Here is a 15,624-nt window from a genome sequence, read left to right on the forward strand (position 1 = left end):
CTATCGGGTGAGGGTGCTTGCGTCTTGCTGGAGCGATTCGCTGCCGGCCTTGGCAACCTGTCCGTCCTGGACCGACGTGCCGCCGCCGACACCGATCGAACCCACGATCTTTCCGTCCACGAGGAGCGGCAGGCCGCCCTGGACTGGCATGGCGTCCCGGAATGCCAGGTAGCGCAAGCCGATCCCGCCTCGCGCCAGAACCTCCTCGAGGTCCTTGGTGGGGCGCTTGAAATGAAGCGCGCTGCGTGCCTTGTCTTCGGCGCCTGCCAATGCGCTGTATTGGGTGTTGTCCAGCTTCTCTTGCATGACGACGTGGTCGGCGCTGTCCATCACGACGATCACCATGCTCCAGCCGTTCTTGACCGCTTCGGCCTCGGCGGCAGCCATCACCTTCTTGGCCTGGGCAAGGCCGATGGGTGCGCCATAGGCCGTGTTGGGCGGCGGCGGTGGAGGAGGCGGGGGGGTCTGCGCGGACGCCACGACGGCCGCCATGGCGAGGGCGAGGGCAAGCGGTGCGGCAAGAGCCTGTCGTTTCGGCCGCACGATGGATCGCAGAGAGCGGGGCTGCTGGAGCATGGAATCGCCTTTCATGTCATTTGGAACAGAGAGTGCGGCGGGTCAGCGGCCGCGCGGTTCGGCCGGTGCGACGTCGAGTCCATCCACGCCGCTGCGCATCACCGCATCCGCCAGGAAGCCACTGGCGCGCAGGTCGTCCAGCGCCGCGTTGATCCACTTCAATCGATCACCGTGGCCCAGAGGAACTGCGATGGCTTGCGGTACGCCATAGAAGTTGTCGGGCAGCAGCCGAAGACCCGTTGCGTCTCGCGTATTGGCTGCCAGCCGCTGCCGGTTTCCGGCAAAGGCAACCACCGTTCCGTCCGTGAGCCATTGAACGGCCTCTCGCAAGGTGTAGTCCGGCGTTGCACGAATGCGCGCAGCGCCCAGCCGCTCGTGCAGCCAGACGCCCACGCTGTCGTCCGTGTTCACTCCGACTGCTTGCGTGGCATGGTCCAGGTCCCGGACCGACTGCACCTTCGAGTCGGTGCGCACCAGCGCGCTTTGCTGCACCAGCATGTAGGTCTGGGAGTAGAGCACCGTGCCTTTTCGCTGCGGATTCGGGGCGACGAATCCGATGTCGGCCGATCCGCTTCGCACGGCCTCTAGCACGTCCGCCGCCGTCGCCAGGGGTGCAATGGACGTCGGCACGCCCGCCCTGCGACCCAGCTCACGGGTGAGATCGGCCACCACGCCCGAGACGACGCCGGTAGCTGGATCTCGTCGCGCCTGTGCCAGGTTGGCGACGATGTATGCAGCGCGCAGCTGGCCCGTGGGCGCCAAGGCCGGTTCAGCAGCCACGACGGTTCCAGCGAGCAGCGACATCAACAATGGTGAGTAAGTAACCAGCCTGGTCATGCGACATCGCGATCTCAGCGTCTCCGTATTTCTTGCATGCATCTTCACTCGCGTGATTGCACGCGTCCAATTTAGAATTCGCCGGTACCGTCATCATTTCAGTGAATAACGTGCGGCTGGATCTCAATCTGGTTTCCATCCTGGAAGCCGTCATGCTCGAACGCAACGTGACGCGCGCGGCGGCCAGTCTTGCGATGACGCAGCCCGCCGTCAGCAATGCGCTTCGGCGCGCGCGGCAACTGACCAACGACGACCTGTTCATCAAGGTGGCCAATGGCGTTCGGCCGACCGCGCGGATGATGGCGATGTGGCCCGAGATCCATCGCTCGCTTGCCGTCTTGCGCGCCTCCATCGCCCCGCAGCACTTCGATCCGCGTGCGGACGCCACCACCTTTCGCATCGCAGTGACCGACAGCCTTGCGTCCCAGGCGGTCTCCGGCATCACGCTCAAGCTGGGCGAAGCCTCTCCTTTCGGACGCGTCGCGTTCTCCCACCACACGAACGCCAGTTCGCTCGAAGCGATCGAACGCGGCACGCTGGACTGTGCGGTCGGCATGTTCCCAACGCTGCCCCACAGCGTGCACGTGCACAGCCTTCGCACGGACCACTACGTGTGCGTGATGAGGCGGGGGCATGAACTCGGCCGCGCGATGTCGCTGGATGCGTTTGCCGAGGCGCGGCATGTGCTGGTCTCGCCCTCGGGCCAGGACATGGGCATCGTCGACAGCTGGCTCAGCCTGCATGGGCGCAGCCGCAGCGTGGTCGCGGTCGTCAACCGCTTTGCCGACGCGCTGCGGATCGTGGCCGACAGCGACCTGCTGGTCTGCGTTCCCGGCGACCTTCTGCATGGGCCTTCGCACAAGCTCATGGCCAAGAACAAGCTGGTGGCACGCGAGCTGCCGTTCGAGGTGGAGAAGCTGTTGTACAAGTTGATCTGGCACGAGCGGCTGAATGCCCACCCCGCCCATCAGTGGTTCCGCTCGCTCGTCGCGGAGGTCTGTGGCGCAACGCTGCGCGACAGTTGATCCGATTCTGGGCGCCGTGCGCGCGTCACCAATGAGCGCATCCAATGAATTCATTGGCTTTCCTCGTTGGACGCGGCTCATTCGAAGACCTCTAATTCGTGGACACCACGAATACAACGGAGACTCTTCATGCTTCACATCTTTGGAAAGATCGCGGCCGCGGCCTGCGCCCTCTTGGTCGGATGCGGCAGCATCGGGCCGGCCGCAACTGCAACCGCGGCTTCGATCGGCGGGCCGCTGAGCCTGGCCGACGAGGGCATGTTCTTCGTCAACGCAAAGCCATCCGCTTCCAAGTACCCGGGCGTTTCGCCGGCCGGCCCGGCGCGGCCGGGAACGGTGGCGGTCAACCAGATGTACGTGCACTACCGTATTCCCGCCCAGCGGACCGGCGCCGTTCCCATCGTCCTGGTGCACGGCGGCGGATTGAGCGGCATGAGCTACGAGACCACGCCCGACGGCCGCGAGGGCTGGGCGACCTACTTCGTGCGCAAGGGGCATGCCGTCTACGTCGTCGACACGCCCGGGCGTGGGCGCTCCGGCTTCAATGCCACGGCCATCAACGAAGCCAAGGCCGAGGGGAACGTTTCCGCGCTGCCGCCCAGCGTGCTGATGGTGACGGCCGAGCTGGCTTGGCCGCTCTTTCGCTTCGGGCCGTCGCACGGAACGGCATACCCCGACACCCAGTTCCCGGTCGAGGCCTTCGCCAGTTTCGCTTCGCAGGGCGTGCCTTTTGCGGAGGCTCTGCTCGAGGGCGGTGGCATGGCCACGGGCCCGCAGGCACTCGCGGCGCTGCTCGACAAAATCGGGCCCGCGATCGTCGTGGTGCACTCGCTCGCGGGACCCTTTGCCGATGCCTTGGTCGGACTGCGTCCGGCCTTGGTCAAGGCGGTCGTGAACATCGAGGGCGCGCAGTCGGTCGTTCCCACCGATGCACAGATCGCGGCCTACCGGGGCGTTCCCGTGCTCGAACTGTTCGGCGACCATCTGGACGCGCCTGTGTTCACGGGCCGGCCGCGCTATGAGGCGCGCAAGGCCGTGGTCGAGCGGATCAACCGCGTCGAAGGCGGCAGGGCGACCCTGGTGCGGCTTCCCGACGTGGGCCTGAAGGGCAACTCGCACATGATGATGCAGGACAGGAACAACCTGCAGGTGGCCGACTTCATCCTGGGCTGGATCACGGACAAGGCGCGCTGAGTCGTCCTCCAGTGGCACGGTGGTGGGCATGGCGATGGCGAAGCCGCACACGCTCATGGCCGGCCTCGACGCCGGCCATTCGCTACAGGCGCGACGCGTTGCCGCGATCCTCGGCCACGACATCGTTGCGCAGGATGCCGATGCCCTCGATCTCGACTTCAATGGTGTCGCCCACCTGGATCGGGCCCACGCCCGCGGGGGTGCCGGTCATGATCATGTCGCCCGGCAGCAGGGTCATGTATCGGCTCAGGTACGCAATGATTTCCGGTACCGAAAAGAGCAGGTCCGCGGTCGTGCCGTTCTGGCGCACGGCGCCGTTGACCCGCGTGATGATGCCGAGCTTCGACGGGTCCAGTCCGGTGGCGACCACCGGCCCCATCGGCGCGAAGGTGTCGTAGCCCTTGCCCGCCAGCAGGCAGCCGAACTCGCTTTCGCGGCGCTGCAGCACCCGGTCGCTCACGTCGTTGCCGCAGGTGTAGCCGAGCACATGGTTCAGCGCATTGGCCGCGGACACGTGGCGCGCCTTCTTGCCGATCACGACAGTGAGCTCGCCTTCGAAGTGGATGTTCTGCCCGTCGTCGGGATAGACGATCGATTCGTCCGGACCGATCACGCTCGTGCTTGGCTTCATGAACAGCACGGGCAACTGCGGCACCGCCTTGCCGACCTCGTTGGAATGCGCGACGTAGTTGTAGCCGAGCCCGAACACGCGCGGGCGCTCGATGGGCGCGAGCAGGCGCACGGCGGAGGGCGCATCGATCGCGCCGCCGCGCTTCAGGCCCTCGAGCGGCGAGCTCTGCAGCCGAGCGATCGAGCCGTCGTTTTCGATGATTCCGTAGTGGACGCATTCGTCCAACGCGTATCTGGCGATGTGCATGGTGGTTCCGATTTCTTCCGTTGTAGCCGATGTCTGATGCTAACGTTAGCTCTCAAACAACCGGTTGTCAACGAAGGCGCTACAAGTGGTTTCTTCTGAAAGCCGTTGACAAGCAGGATGAGCGTTTGCCAGAATATGCGCAAACGTTAGCACAAACAAGGAGACATACTTCATGAACAAAGCTGGACCGCATCGGCGGCTCGGGACCAGGAGCTGGCCATGAGCGCGACCCTGCTCGCCCAATCGGCCATCGGCGGCTTGCTGCTAGGTGGCATCTACGGATTGCTCGCACTCGGCCTCAGCGTGAGCTGGGGTTTGCTGCGCCTGGTGAACCTGAGCCACTTCGCCCTGGCCTTCCTTGGCGCCTATCTCACCTACCAGCTCGGAACGCAGTTCGGCATTGCGCCGTGGCTGTCGGCGCTGGTCGTGGTGCCGGCCTTCTTCGTCGCCGGCATTGCCTTGCACGCGCTGTTCGTGCGCTTCCAGGTCAGCGAGTTCGCGTCGATGCTGGTCACCTTCGGCATCACCATCCTGATCGAGTCGCTGATCCAGTGGCTCTGGTCCGCGGACTACCGCAGGTTCGAGTCCGGCTATGCGCAGGCGTCGCTGCGGATCGGACCGCTGTTCGTGCCGGTGCTGGAACTCGCCGCCTTCGCTTGCGCGGCGCTTCTCGCGGTCGCCGCATGGGCCGGACTGAACCGGACCCTGCTCGGCAAGGCGCTGCGCGCAGCCGCGCATGATGGCCCGATTGCAGCGGCCTTCGGCATCAACGCCAAGCGCCTTTCGTACCTGCTGGCCGGCCTGTGCGCGGCCTCGGCCGGCATTGCCGGTGTGTTCATCGCGCTGACCTCGACGCTCGCGCCTTCGCAGATCGAAGCGTGGATCGGGGTGGTGTTTGCGGTGGTGATCATCGGCGGGCTTGCGCGTCCGCTCGGTGCGCTGGCGGCCGGCTGCCTGATTGGCGTTTCGGAGTCGGTGACCATGGCGGCGGTCAACCCCGCATGGGCACCGCTGGTGGCTTTCTCGATCCTGATCGTCCTGCTGCTGTGGAGGCCCAGATGGCTCTGACCTCACGACATGCACGCGCTGCGGCGGTGGCGGCCGTGGCCGGCCTGATCGCGCTGCCCTTTGCAGGCGTTGCCGACTTCTACCTCTCGTACCTCTATGTCATCTTCTTCTGGATCGCGCTGGCTACCAGCTGGGGCATCCTGAGCGGCTACTCGGGCTACTGGAGTTTCGGCCACGCGGCGTTCTTCGGTACCGGCGCCTACACGACGGCCACGCTGGCCGGCAAATGGGGCGTGCCCTTTCTGCTGACCATTCCGGCGGCGGCCGGAATCGCGGCGGCGCTCGCACTCGGCATCGGGTGGGTGGTGTTCCGCATCAACACGCTGCGCGCCGAGTTCTTCGCGCTGCTCACGCTCTCCGTGACCTACGTGCTCGCGGCCGTCATTTCCAATACGCCGATCGACGGTGGTGGCGGGGTCTACCTGAGCAACGTCTCCATCCCCCAGCTCGGCACCACGGTGCCGGGGGCCATCTATCTGCTGGGGCTCGTGCTGGCGTTCACCGCGCTCGCGGTCTCGCGCCGAATTCTTCGCTCGCGCCTGGGAGCCGGCTTGCTGGCCATCCATGACGACGAGGACGTGGCGGAGGTCAAGGGCGTGCCCACCCTGCATTACAAGCTCGTCGCCTTCGCCATCTCTTCGGCAATTGCCGGCGCGGCCGGCGCGATCCAGGCCGCCTACGTGGGCTACGTCACCGTCGGCGAGACCTTCTCGATCACGGTGCCGCTGTACGTCGTGCTCATGAGCATCCTCGGTGGCGCGCGCCACTGGGCGGGGCCGGCCATCGGCGCCACCTTGATCACCGTTGCGCTGAGCCTTTTCGTTGGCGGCGGGCATGCCGAGCTCGGCCGCGCCGGGGTCGCGCTCGCACTTGTGGTCGTGATCCTGGTCCTGCCCGAGGGCATCGCACCCAGCCTGTTCCGCCGCTTCGCTCGAGGAAAGAACGCGGCGCCCGTAACTGCACCGGCACCCGCACCTGCGACCGCGAGCGAGCCGGGCAACGTCGTCGCCATGAAGCCGCCGGCCGTCCATGTCGCCGCGACCGCAAGGCCCTTGCTGACATGCCGCGCGGTCGTGAAGTCCTTCGGCGGCATCCGGGCGCTGCAGGGCGTCGACCTGCAGGTCGAGGAAGGCGAGATCCTCGCGCTCGTCGGACCCAACGGCTCCGGCAAGTCGACCCTGATCAACATGATCAGCGGGCACTTTCCGCTCAGCTCCGGCAGCATCGAGCTGCAGGGCGCATCGATCGACGGCCTGGCGCCGCACGAGGTCGCGCGCCGCGGTATCGCGCGCACCTACCAGATCCCGCGCCTCTTCAATCACCTGACGGTGCTGGAGAACGTGCGGCTGTGCGCCTTCTTCGGCGGCGCGCAGGACGCGGCCGGCGAGAGCCCCGATGAGCTGGCACTACGCTGGCTCGCGTTCACCGGCCTCGAAGCCAAGGCAGACGTGTTGCCGCCCGCACTCAACCTGCACGAGCGCAAGTTCGTCGAACTCGCGCGCGCCCTGGCGGCGCGGCCGCGCCTCTTGTTGCTGGACGAGGTGCTTTGCGGATTGACCCCGACCGAAGTCGACCACGCCATCGCAATGATCCGCAAGATCAGGGCGGGCGGCACCACCATCGTCTTCGTTGAGCACCTGATGCGCGCCGTGGTCGCGCTTGCCGATCGCATCGCGGTGCTCGACCAGGGCACGCTGCTCGCCCTCGGGCTTCCGCGCGAAACGATGCAGGACCCCCGCGTCGTCGGCGCCTACCTGGGGACCGCCCATGCTGCTTGAAGTCAGAAACCTCCACGTCTCCCATGGCGACGCGCCCGCGCTCTGGGATGTATCGCTCGACGTGGCCGCGGGCCAGATCGTCGCCGTGGTCGGGCCCAACGGCGCGGGCAAGAGCACGCTGATCAACACCATCGCCGGCATCCTGCGTGCGCGACAGGGCGAGATCCGCATCGATGGCAAGGACATCGCGAAGATCCCGAGCCACCGCGTGTGCGATCACGGCATCGCCATTGTTCCGGAAGGGCGGCGCCTGTTCACGCACATGACTGTGCTCGACAACCTCGAACTCGGGGGCTGGCGAGCCGACGCGCGCGGCTCGGCAGAAGGCTCTCTCGAAAGGGTGTTCTCGCTCTTTCCGATCCTCAGCGAACGCCGCCACCAGATCGCCGGCTCGATGTCTGGCGGCCAGCAGCAGATGGTGGCCATCGGCCGCGCGCTGATGTCACGTCCCCGGCTGCTTTTGATGGACGAGCCCTCGCTCGGCCTTTCGCCGGCGGTGGTCGAGGACATGTTCCGGATCATCCGGACGATCAACGAGCGCGGCGTGGCCGTGCTGCTGGTCGAGCAGAACATCCACAAGGCGCTCGAGATGGCGCACCACGCCTATGTCATCGAGCAGGGCCGCATCGTGGCTTCGGGAAAAGCGGACACGCTGCTCAGCAACCCTCGCATCCGGGAGGCCTATCTTGGCGTCTGATCTTTCATCGGGCGAGGGCATGCCCCTGACCATCCGCCGCGTTGTCACGGGCCACGACACAACGGGCGCATCCGAGGTCGCGCTCGACACCGGCGTGCCGCGTTCCCACGCCTTCCAGCATGTTCCGGGCATGGTGTCGCGCCTGGTGTGGGTGAGTGCGCCGGTGCCAGGGCTGCCGTTCGACGGACTCGATCCGACACCCTCCGTTGCCAGCTTCGTTCCCGCAGCGGGTGCCACGCGCTTCCTGATCGTCACGTTTCCGCCGGACAGCGTGTTCGCGGCGCGGGAGTTCGATCCGGCTGCTGCGGCTGCGGAGAACTTTGCCGTGAGCCCCGGTCTGGCCGAGTGCTTCGAGCCTGATGGCATGCACGCGACGCCCACCATGGACTACGCCGTCGTGCTCGACGGCGAGATCTGGATCGAGCTCGACGAGGGGCGCTCCACCCATCTTCGGCGCCATGACGTGGTGGTGCAGCACGGCACCCGCCACGCATGGCGCAACAAGAGCGAGCGGCCGGCGACGCTCGCCTTCGTGCTGATCGGCGCTTCCGCCGCGACACGCAACGACACCCCATTCGACACAGGGAATATTCATGAATGACACAAGGATCACGCGGCTGCATGGGCGGCGCGTGTGGGATTCACGCGGACGGCCGACGGTGGAGGCCGAGGTCACGCTGGCCTGCGGCACCGTGGCGCGCGCCATCGCGCCCGCCGGTGCCTCCACCGGCAGCGGCGAGGCACTCGAGCTGCGCGACGGCGGCTCTCGCTTCGGCGGCCTGGATGTGGCGAAGGCGCTCGGCTCGATGCGCGAGATCGCGGCTTTGCTCGTCGGGCTCGATGCACGCGACCAGGTCGGAATCGACGCACGCATGGTGGCGCTCGACGGCACGCCGAACCGCAGCCGCCTGGGCGGCAATGCGATCGTGGCCGCATCGATGGCGGTGCTGCACGCCGCGGCGTCGGCGGCGCAGCAACCCCTGTGGCGTTATCTGGCTGGCGAGCAGCCGGTGCGCATGCCGCTGCCCGAAGTGCAGATCTTCGGCGGCGGCGCGCATGCCGCGCGGCGCGTCGATGTGCAGGACTTCATGGTGATGTGTCCGGCCGCCGGCAGCTTCAGCGAGGCGCTCGAATGGACCGCGGAGATCTATCTTGCCGCCGGTGCATTGATGAAGAAGCAAGGCAAGCTGCAAGGGGTTGCCGACGAGGGCGGCTACTGGCCGGCCTTCGATTCGAACGAACAGGCGCTCGACACGCTGATGCAGGCGATTGCCGATGCGGGCCTGCGCGCGGGCGAGCAGGTCGGCATCTCGCTCGACATCGCGGCCTCCGAATTCGGCCGTGACGGGCGCTACACGCTGGCGCTGGAAGACCGTAGCCTCGACACCGGCGAGATGATCGCGATGCTCGGCCGTTGGCTCGACGCCTACCCGATCCTGTCGATCGAAGACCCGCTTGCCGAAGACGACGCGGCCGGCTTCCGGCAGTTCACCGCAGCCTATGGCGGCCGCTGCCAGGTGATCGGCGACGATTTTCTGGTGACCAACGCGGCGCGCGTGGCGGCTTCCGCCGCCGATGGCTGCACGAACGCGGTGCTGATCAAACCCAACCAGGCGGGCACGGTCAGCGAGACGCATGCGGCGCTCAAGGCCGGCAAGCAGGCGGGTTTTGGAACCATCGTTTCGGCGCGCTCGGGCGAGACCGAGGACGTGACCATCGCGCATCTCTCCGTCGGCTGGGACGCGGGCCAGCTCAAGGTCGGTTCCTTCTCGCGCTCCGAGCGCATGGCGAAGTGGAACGAGGTCCTGCGCATCGAAGAGTCGCTGGGCCGCGACGCCGTGTTCAGCGGTTGGTCCGCCTTGCCGTTTCGACATCACGCGCAGTGAACGCCGCGCATCACTTCATCTCATCAGGAAAGACATCCCCATGAATACGATCAGGCTGGCAGGCATTTCAGGAAGCCTGCGAAAAGCATCCAGCAACACGGCCATTCTCCGTACGCTTCAGGCATCGCTGCCAGCGGGCGTGGAGATGGCGCTGCTGCCCCTCGACGGCATTCCTTCGTACAACCAGGATCTCGATGGGCCCGGGCTTCCGGATGCCGTGCGGGAGTTCAAGGCGACGCTCGACGCGAGCGACGGCGTCGTGCTGTGCTCTCCCGAATACAACTTCGGAATGCCCGGCGTCTTGAAGAACGCACTCGACTGGGCGTCGCGGCCGGCGTTCGCCTCTCCGCTGAAGGGTAAGCCGGTGCTGGTGATGACCAGTTCGCCTGCATTCACCGGCGGCGTGCGCGCGCAAGCCCAGTTGCGCGACACGCTCGGCGGCACCTTGTCGCGCGTGATCTCCAGGCCCCAGATCGTCATCGCGGGCGTCAATACAAAGATCGAAGACGGGCGGCTGGCAGACGCCACGAGCCTGGCCTTCGCGCTCGAAGCCATCAATGACCTGATCGCCGAGATCGGTTTGCTTCGCGCGGCGCGAGCCTTGTCAGCGCAGCCAGCCCTGGGCTGAGCGGCAAGTCCTTTCCCTCTCAATCCAACCCTCCGCGAGGTTCCTCATGCTGCCCGCAGTCAATCTTCGTCCGCCGTTCAACATCACGCGTGCCAGCCACGTCGTCCTCCATGTCGCCGATCTCGCAAGGAGCCGCGACTTCTACGTCAACATCGTCGGGCTCGTCATCTCGCAGGAGGGCGAAGGCGTCTGCTACCTGCGCGGGCTGGCCGAAGCCTGCCATCACAGCCTGGTGCTGGTGCAGTCGCAGGGCGGCGAGCAGACCTGCAAGCGAATCGGCTTTCGCGTCTTCTTCGAGGAAGACCTGGACAGCGCCTACGCGTTCTTCAAGGCCGAGGGGCTCGCTGCCGAATGGGTCGATGTTCCGCATCAGGGGCGCACGCTCCACGTGGAGGACCCGATCGGCACAAAGATCGAACTCTGCGCGCAGATGGAGACGCTGCCGCGCATGTACCTGAAGGTCGAGAGCTTCACCGGTGCCCATGCGCAGCGTCTCGACCACTACCAGCTGCTGGCGCCGGACACCTACGCGCTGTGCGAGTTCTACAGCCGGCTGGGCTTTCGCAACTCCGAGTACATCGCCCATGGCGACAAGCTGCTGGGTGCATTCATGTACCGCAAGGGCACCTGCCTGGACCTGGCCATCGTCCAGGGCCAGGGGCCCCGCCTGCACCACTTCGCCTACACCGTCTCGGAGTCGCACAACATCTTCACGGCGTGCGACCTGGCGGGCAACTACGGCTACGCCGCTTCGGTGGAACGCGGGCCCGGGCGCCATGGGCCGGGCGGGATGCTGTTCGTCTATCTGCGTGATCCGGACGGTCATCGCGTGGAACTCTTCAACAGCCACTACCAGACCATCGACATCGAGATCGAACCCGTCAGGTGGGAGGCAGCCTCGCTGAGCACCAATGTGCGCTGGGGGATTCCTGCCCCCGCCCGCTGGTACTTCGAGGCCACCGCCTTCGCTAGCGCCGCGCTCATCGAGCCGGCCGAGAAACCCAATCCCCAAACGCTGGAGAGCTATGCGCTGGCGCTCTCCATGCAGAAATAAAGACGAGAAAGGTCACTGCCATGGCACGAGTCAAATATCTCCAACGTTCGGACACCGACGCCGACCAAGCCCTGTTCGACAGGCTGGAACGCGAACGCAAGGTGCCCACCGCCAACATCTTCAGTGCGCTGGCGCACGCGCCGCAGGTGCTGGATGGGTTCATCTCCTATGCCAACACGCTGCGCGGCTCCAAGCTGAGCCCCAAGCTTCGCGAGCTGGCGATCCTCACCGTGGGCCACTGCACCGCGTCGGCGTACGAAATTGCGCATCACCAGTCGCATGGTCTCAAGGCGGGCATCAGCGCGGGACAGCTCAAGTCCGTGCCCGACTTCGAAAGCTCTGCGCTCTTCGACGACGAGGAGCGCGCTGTCATGGCGCTGGCGCGCGAGTCGACGCTGAAGGTCGACGTGAGCGAACCCACGTGGCGCAAGGCCGCGGCCTTCCTGTCGGAGCGCGAGCTGGTCGAACTGGTGCTCACGATCGGTTGGTACAACTCCGGCGTTCGCATCATGGGTGCGCTCGCCATCGAGCTCGAGGACGGATACCGCTGACAGCCGCCGCACGCCCGGCCGGCGCCGTCCGGCCGGTCTTCCGAAATTCCAGGAGACAACGATGAGCATCACCAGATTTCAACCACAGCGCCGAGTCCTTCTTGCCGCGGCCGGCACACTGATGCTGGCCTATGGCTTGCCTGCGCATGCACAAGGTGGAGGCGCCGCGGAGCCGATCCGTGTGGGCGGCACGCTGCCCCTCACGGGGCCGCTTGCACCGGTCGGTGGGATCCACAAGGTCGCGGCCGAAGTGTTCGTCGATGCGCTGAACAAGCGCGGCGGACTGCTGGGCCGCAAGGTGGAGCTCATGCTGCTGGACGACCAGTCGCAGCCAGGCAATGCGCGCACTTTGTACGAACGCCTCATCACGCGGGAAAAGGTCGACCTGCTGATGGGGCCGTATGGCACCAGCTCGATCATCGCGGCGATGGGCGTGGCGCAGCGCTTCAACAAGCTGTTCATCCAGAGCAGCCTCGGCGACCCGAGCCTGGCGCCTTACGAGATGCAGTTTCCGGCGCTCCCGCTGGGGCCTGAGCCGCGTCTGGCCGATACCGAGGTGCTGCTCGACGCCTATGCCAGCACGACCACGCCGCCGAAGACCATCGCCTTCGTTACCAGCAAGTTTCCCTCGGCGCTCGACCTGGCCAAGGGTGGGCAGGAGATCGCGGCCAAGCGGGGCCTGAAGACCGTGCTGTCGCTCGAGTACGAGTTCGGAACGCGCGACTTCGGCGGCATTGCCGCGCGCATCAAGGATGCCGCGCCCGATCTGCTGTGGTCGGGCGCGGTCGGCCTCGAAGCGGCGCAGCTGCTCGATGCCATGAAGCGCATCGACTACCAGCCCGCGCGTCAGTTCCACCTGTTCCCCGCGCCGGGGCCCACGGTGTCGAATCCGCAGGCGGGCGGGCTGACCACGCTCACGTGGTTCGAGGACCACGCACCCTTCACGCAGAACGCCGGTGCGGCCGAGTTCGTGGCCGCCTACAACGAGCGTGTGAAGGCCGCGGGCCTCGCGTGGCCGCACGTCGACTACCAGGCCGCGGCGGAGTTCGCGGCCTGGCAGATCCTCGAAGCCGCGGCCAAGGGCGTCGGCCGCCTCGACGACAAGGCCATGGCCGCATGGCTGCGCGCCAATCCGGTCGACACCGTGCTGGGGACGCGCCGCTTCGACGGCAAGTTCAACAGCGGTGCGGCCGACACCAAGATCAAGCAGGCCCAGAACGGCAAGTGGGTCACCGTGTGGCCCCCCAAGTTTCGTCCGTCGGGTGCGGCATTCGTCGCCCCTTAAGTTTTTCAAGAAGAGGTTTTCATGAGCAGAACAATGACCGCAGCCCGGCTGCACGCGCTCGGCACGCCGATGTCGCTCGACACGATCCCGGTCCCCAAGCCCCGGCCCAGCGACCTGCTGGTGAAGGTGATGGCGTGCGGCATCGTGCCCAACATGGCCAACGTCATCAACAACTGGCCGACCTGGTTTCCGCACCAGCCCCTGCCGCGCTTTCCGGCCATCTTCGGGCTGGACGCCGTGGGCGTGGTCGAGGAGGTCGGCGAGGCCGTGATCAATGCCAAGCCGGGTGACCGCGTGTACGTGAGCCCGCTGCGTTCCTGCGGCTCCTGCAGGGCCTGCCGCGCGGGCCAGCGCAGCCATTGCCGCTACTTCACGCTGAACGGCTACTTCAGCACGAGCCGTGATGGCCAGCGCATCTTCGACCTGTATCCGTACGGCGGCTTCAGCCAGTACATGACGGCGCCGGAGTACGCGATCGTCAACCTGCCGGACAACCTGAGCTTCGAGCAGGCGGGACGCTTCGGCTATCTGGGCACTTCCTATGGCGCCTTGAAGAACGCGGGTGCCGGCCCCGGCCAGGTCGCACTCATCGACGGCATCACGGGCACGCTGGGCGTCGCAGCCACAATGCTCGGTTTGGCCATGGGCCTGTCGCAGATCCTGGGCACCGGACGCGACGAACGGTTGCTCGCCAGGATCAAGGCGCTGGCGCCCGACCGCATCCAGGTGATGCGACTCGGCGAGGGCTCCACCGGCGAATGGGCCAAGTCCCTCACGGGGGGCGAGGGCGCCGACTTCGCCATCAGCGCACTGGGTGCGAAGGCGCCCGCGGCCACCATGCTCGACTCGATGCGGGGCGTGCGCCGCGGCGGCAAGGTGGTCAATGTGGGCGGCGTGGCGGAAGACCTGCCGATCGACGTGAAGTGGCTGATGGACGAGCAGATCCAGCTGATCGGATCGAACTGGTTCACGACCGCACAGGGCCAGGAGATGGCCGAGATGGTTCGCACCGGCACGCTGGACCTGTCGTACCTGGAGCATCGCGCCTTTCCGCTTTCGCGCGTGAACGAGGCGATCTCCGGGCTGAAGGACCGTGACGGCGGCTTCAGCAACTATGTCGTGCTGCCCCAGGCCGTGGACGCGGCGTGAACGGCACGGAATCCATGCTCGGCGCTTTCTTGGTGTCGCAGGGATTGGCCAGTGCCGGGGAGCCGGCGCATTGGCATCCGCTGGCGGGCGGGGTGTCGTCCGATATCTGGCGCGTCGAGCTCCCGGGCCGATCGCTGTGCATCAAGCGCGCGTTGGCCAAGCTCAAGGTGTCCGCAGATTGGCAAGCGCCGGTGTCGCGCAACGCCTATGAGTGGGCATGGCTGCAGTTCGCGGCACGCCATGCGCCCGACAATGCGCCGCGTCCGCTCGCCCATGATCCCGCGGCCGGGCTCTTCGCCATGTCCTTTCTGGCGCCCGAGGAGCATCCGGTGTGGAAGGAGCAGCTGATGGCCGGCGATGTCTGGGTGCACACGGCGCAAGCGGTCGGCCGCGTCCTCGGCGAGTTGCATGCGGCCAGTGCGGGCAGGGCCGAACTCGCGGCCGCCTTCGACACGACCGACAACTTCCGGGCGTTGCGCCTCGAACCCTACTTCGTCGCGACGGCTGAGCGCCATCCGGCGTTGAGCGCCGCCCTGCTGGATCTGGTGGAGCGCACGGCCGGGCTGCACATCGCCCTGGTGCACGGCGACGTCAGCCCGAAGAACATCCTGGTCGGTCCCCGCGGGCCCGTGCTGCTCGACGCGGAGTGCGCCTGGTACGGCGACCCGGCCTTCGACCTGGCTTTTTGCCTGAACCACCTCTTGCTGAAGTGCCTCGCACGTCCGGATCAATGCGAAGCCTTGCTCGCAGCGTTCGCGGCGCTGGCCGATGCCTACTTCGAGCAGGCGAACTGGGAGTCGCGTGCAGAGCTGGAGGAGCGCGCGGCGCGCTTGCTGCCCGCGCTGCTGCTGGCCCGCATCGACGGCAAGTCGCCGGTCGAGTACGTGAACGAAGAGGTTCAACGCGATGCAGTGCGCGCATTCGCCGCGCCGCTGGTGCTGCGTCCCGCAAGCCAGCTCTCGCACATCGCATGCGAGTGGGGCCGGGCAGCGGTTCGCTGAACCCGGCCTCCGCCGGGC

Annotated in this window: 16 protein-coding genes; 13 read left to right on the forward strand and 3 right to left on the reverse strand. The window is 66.6% G+C overall.

Translation table 11 applies throughout. From position 1 onward, the window contains the following. Together ASC78_RS00940 and ASC78_RS00945 are read right to left on the reverse strand one after the other, a co-directional pair. Positions 1 to 576 (reverse strand): GlcG/HbpS family heme-binding protein, encoded by a 576-nt coding sequence (locus ASC78_RS00940; RefSeq protein ID WP_235504939.1) that lies wholly within the window; start codon positions 574 to 576, stop codon positions 1 to 3. Between the two features lie 42 nt (positions 577 to 618). Continuing rightward, positions 619 to 1,380, reverse strand: coding sequence for a transporter substrate-binding domain-containing protein (locus tag ASC78_RS00945; RefSeq protein ID WP_055795265.1), 762 nt, complete (start codon positions 1,378 to 1,380; stop codon positions 619 to 621). 143 nt (positions 1,381 to 1,523) lie between these two features. On the opposite strand from ASC78_RS00945, the gene ASC78_RS00950 reads away from it, so the two are divergent. Next, positions 1,524 to 2,438: a LysR family transcriptional regulator gene (locus ASC78_RS00950; RefSeq protein ID WP_082517356.1), complete on the forward strand. Its 915-nt coding sequence runs from the start codon at positions 1,524 to 1,526 to the stop codon at positions 2,436 to 2,438. A gap of 129 nt (positions 2,439 to 2,567) precedes the next feature. Then, positions 2,568 to 3,632 carry a lysophospholipase gene (locus tag ASC78_RS00955; protein WP_055795268.1) on the forward strand — a complete coding sequence of 355 codons (1,065 nt, stop codon included), beginning with the start codon at positions 2,568 to 2,570 and terminating at the stop codon, positions 3,630 to 3,632. Positions 3,633 to 3,714: 82 nt separating this feature from the next. Here the strand turns inward: ASC78_RS00955 and ASC78_RS00960 are convergent, their stop codons facing one another. Continuing rightward, the gene (locus ASC78_RS00960; protein ID WP_055795270.1) at positions 3,715 to 4,509 is read right to left on the reverse strand and encodes a fumarylacetoacetate hydrolase family protein; all 795 of its coding nucleotides are present in this window, start codon (positions 4,507 to 4,509) and stop codon (positions 3,715 to 3,717) included. A 219-nt stretch (positions 4,510 to 4,728) separates the two neighbouring features. Between ASC78_RS00960 and ASC78_RS00965 the strand changes: the two genes are divergently transcribed. The 11 genes from ASC78_RS00965 (at position 4,729) to ASC78_RS01015 (ending at position 15,606) form a co-directional block, all read left to right on the forward strand. Further along, entirely contained in the window at positions 4,729 to 5,577 is an 849-nt protein-coding gene (locus ASC78_RS00965; RefSeq protein ID WP_157634339.1) for a branched-chain amino acid ABC transporter permease, read from the forward strand. After that, positions 5,568 to 7,355: a branched-chain amino acid ABC transporter ATP-binding protein/permease gene (locus ASC78_RS00970; RefSeq protein WP_055795893.1), complete on the forward strand. Its 1,788-nt coding sequence runs from the start codon at positions 5,568 to 5,570 to the stop codon at positions 7,353 to 7,355. The genes ASC78_RS00965 and ASC78_RS00970 overlap by 10 nt, the downstream gene beginning before the upstream one ends. Next, on the forward strand, positions 7,345 to 8,052 hold the full coding sequence (locus ASC78_RS00975; protein ID WP_055795274.1) for an ABC transporter ATP-binding protein: 708 nt from the start codon (positions 7,345 to 7,347) through the stop codon (positions 8,050 to 8,052). Before ASC78_RS00970 ends, ASC78_RS00975 begins: the two co-directional genes overlap by 11 nt. Further along, positions 8,042 to 8,653 carry a cupin domain-containing protein gene (locus tag ASC78_RS00980; protein WP_055795276.1) on the forward strand — a complete coding sequence of 204 codons (612 nt, stop codon included), beginning with the start codon at positions 8,042 to 8,044 and terminating at the stop codon, positions 8,651 to 8,653. The genes ASC78_RS00975 and ASC78_RS00980 overlap by 11 nt, the downstream gene beginning before the upstream one ends. After that, positions 8,646 to 9,938, forward strand: a complete 1,293-nt coding sequence (gene eno / locus ASC78_RS00985) for a phosphopyruvate hydratase (protein WP_055795278.1) — start codon at positions 8,646 to 8,648, stop codon at positions 9,936 to 9,938. Before ASC78_RS00980 ends, eno begins: the two co-directional genes overlap by 8 nt. 40 nt (positions 9,939 to 9,978) lie before the next feature. Beyond that, positions 9,979 to 10,566: an NADPH-dependent FMN reductase gene (locus ASC78_RS00990; protein ID WP_055795280.1), complete on the forward strand. Its 588-nt coding sequence runs from the start codon at positions 9,979 to 9,981 to the stop codon at positions 10,564 to 10,566. Between the two features lie 46 nt (positions 10,567 to 10,612). Next, a complete protein-coding gene (locus tag ASC78_RS00995) occupies positions 10,613 to 11,620 on the forward strand; it encodes a VOC family protein (protein WP_055795281.1) in 1,008 nt (335 codons plus the stop codon). A 20-nt stretch (positions 11,621 to 11,640) separates the two neighbouring features. Next, entirely contained in the window at positions 11,641 to 12,171 is a 531-nt protein-coding gene (locus ASC78_RS01000) for a carboxymuconolactone decarboxylase family protein (protein ID WP_055795283.1), read from the forward strand. A 61-nt stretch (positions 12,172 to 12,232) separates the two neighbouring features. Next, on the forward strand, positions 12,233 to 13,456 hold the full coding sequence (locus ASC78_RS01005; RefSeq protein WP_200934235.1) for an amino acid ABC transporter substrate-binding protein: 1,224 nt from the start codon (positions 12,233 to 12,235) through the stop codon (positions 13,454 to 13,456). Between the two features lie 21 nt (positions 13,457 to 13,477). Next, a complete protein-coding gene (locus ASC78_RS01010) occupies positions 13,478 to 14,605 on the forward strand; it encodes an alcohol dehydrogenase catalytic domain-containing protein (RefSeq protein ID WP_055795285.1) in 1,128 nt (375 codons plus the stop codon). Beyond that, on the forward strand, positions 14,602 to 15,606 hold the full coding sequence (locus tag ASC78_RS01015) for a phosphotransferase family protein (protein ID WP_235504941.1): 1,005 nt from the start codon (positions 14,602 to 14,604) through the stop codon (positions 15,604 to 15,606). Before ASC78_RS01010 ends, ASC78_RS01015 begins: the two co-directional genes overlap by 4 nt. Positions 15,607 to 15,624 lie beyond the last annotated feature (18 nt).

This window comes from Variovorax sp. Root318D1 (genome assembly GCF_001424835.1).
In the GTDB taxonomy this organism is placed as follows: Bacteria; Pseudomonadota; Gammaproteobacteria; order Burkholderiales; family Burkholderiaceae_C; genus Variovorax.

Excerpts from the sequence above, each read along its gene's own strand:
- ASC78_RS00940 (WP_235504939.1), bottom strand. The coding sequence starts at position 576 with ATGCTCCAGCAGCCCCGCTCTCTGCGATCCATCGTGCGGCCGAAACGA.
- ASC78_RS00945 (WP_055795265.1), bottom strand. The coding sequence starts at position 1,380 with ATGTCGCTGCTCGCTGGAACCGTCGTGGCTGCTGAACCGGCCTTGGCG.
- ASC78_RS00955 (WP_055795268.1), top strand. The coding sequence starts at position 2,568 with ATGCTTCACATCTTTGGAAAGATCGCGGCCGCGGCCTGCGCCCTCTTG.
- ASC78_RS00960 (WP_055795270.1), bottom strand. The coding sequence starts at position 4,509 with ATGCACATCGCCAGATACGCGTTGGACGAATGCGTCCACTACGGAATC.
- ASC78_RS00965 (WP_157634339.1), top strand. The coding sequence starts at position 4,729 with ATGAGCGCGACCCTGCTCGCCCAATCGGCCATCGGCGGCTTGCTGCTA.
- ASC78_RS00970 (WP_055795893.1), top strand. The coding sequence starts at position 5,568 with ATGGCTCTGACCTCACGACATGCACGCGCTGCGGCGGTGGCGGCCGTG.
- ASC78_RS00975 (WP_055795274.1), top strand. The coding sequence starts at position 7,345 with ATGCTGCTTGAAGTCAGAAACCTCCACGTCTCCCATGGCGACGCGCCC.
- eno (WP_055795278.1), top strand. The coding sequence starts at position 8,646 with ATGAATGACACAAGGATCACGCGGCTGCATGGGCGGCGCGTGTGGGAT.
- ASC78_RS00990 (WP_055795280.1), top strand. The coding sequence starts at position 9,979 with ATGAATACGATCAGGCTGGCAGGCATTTCAGGAAGCCTGCGAAAAGCA.
- ASC78_RS00995 (WP_055795281.1), top strand. The coding sequence starts at position 10,613 with ATGCTGCCCGCAGTCAATCTTCGTCCGCCGTTCAACATCACGCGTGCC.
- ASC78_RS01000 (WP_055795283.1), top strand. The coding sequence starts at position 11,641 with ATGGCACGAGTCAAATATCTCCAACGTTCGGACACCGACGCCGACCAA.
- ASC78_RS01005 (WP_200934235.1), top strand. The coding sequence starts at position 12,233 with ATGAGCATCACCAGATTTCAACCACAGCGCCGAGTCCTTCTTGCCGCG.
- ASC78_RS01010 (WP_055795285.1), top strand. The coding sequence starts at position 13,478 with ATGAGCAGAACAATGACCGCAGCCCGGCTGCACGCGCTCGGCACGCCG.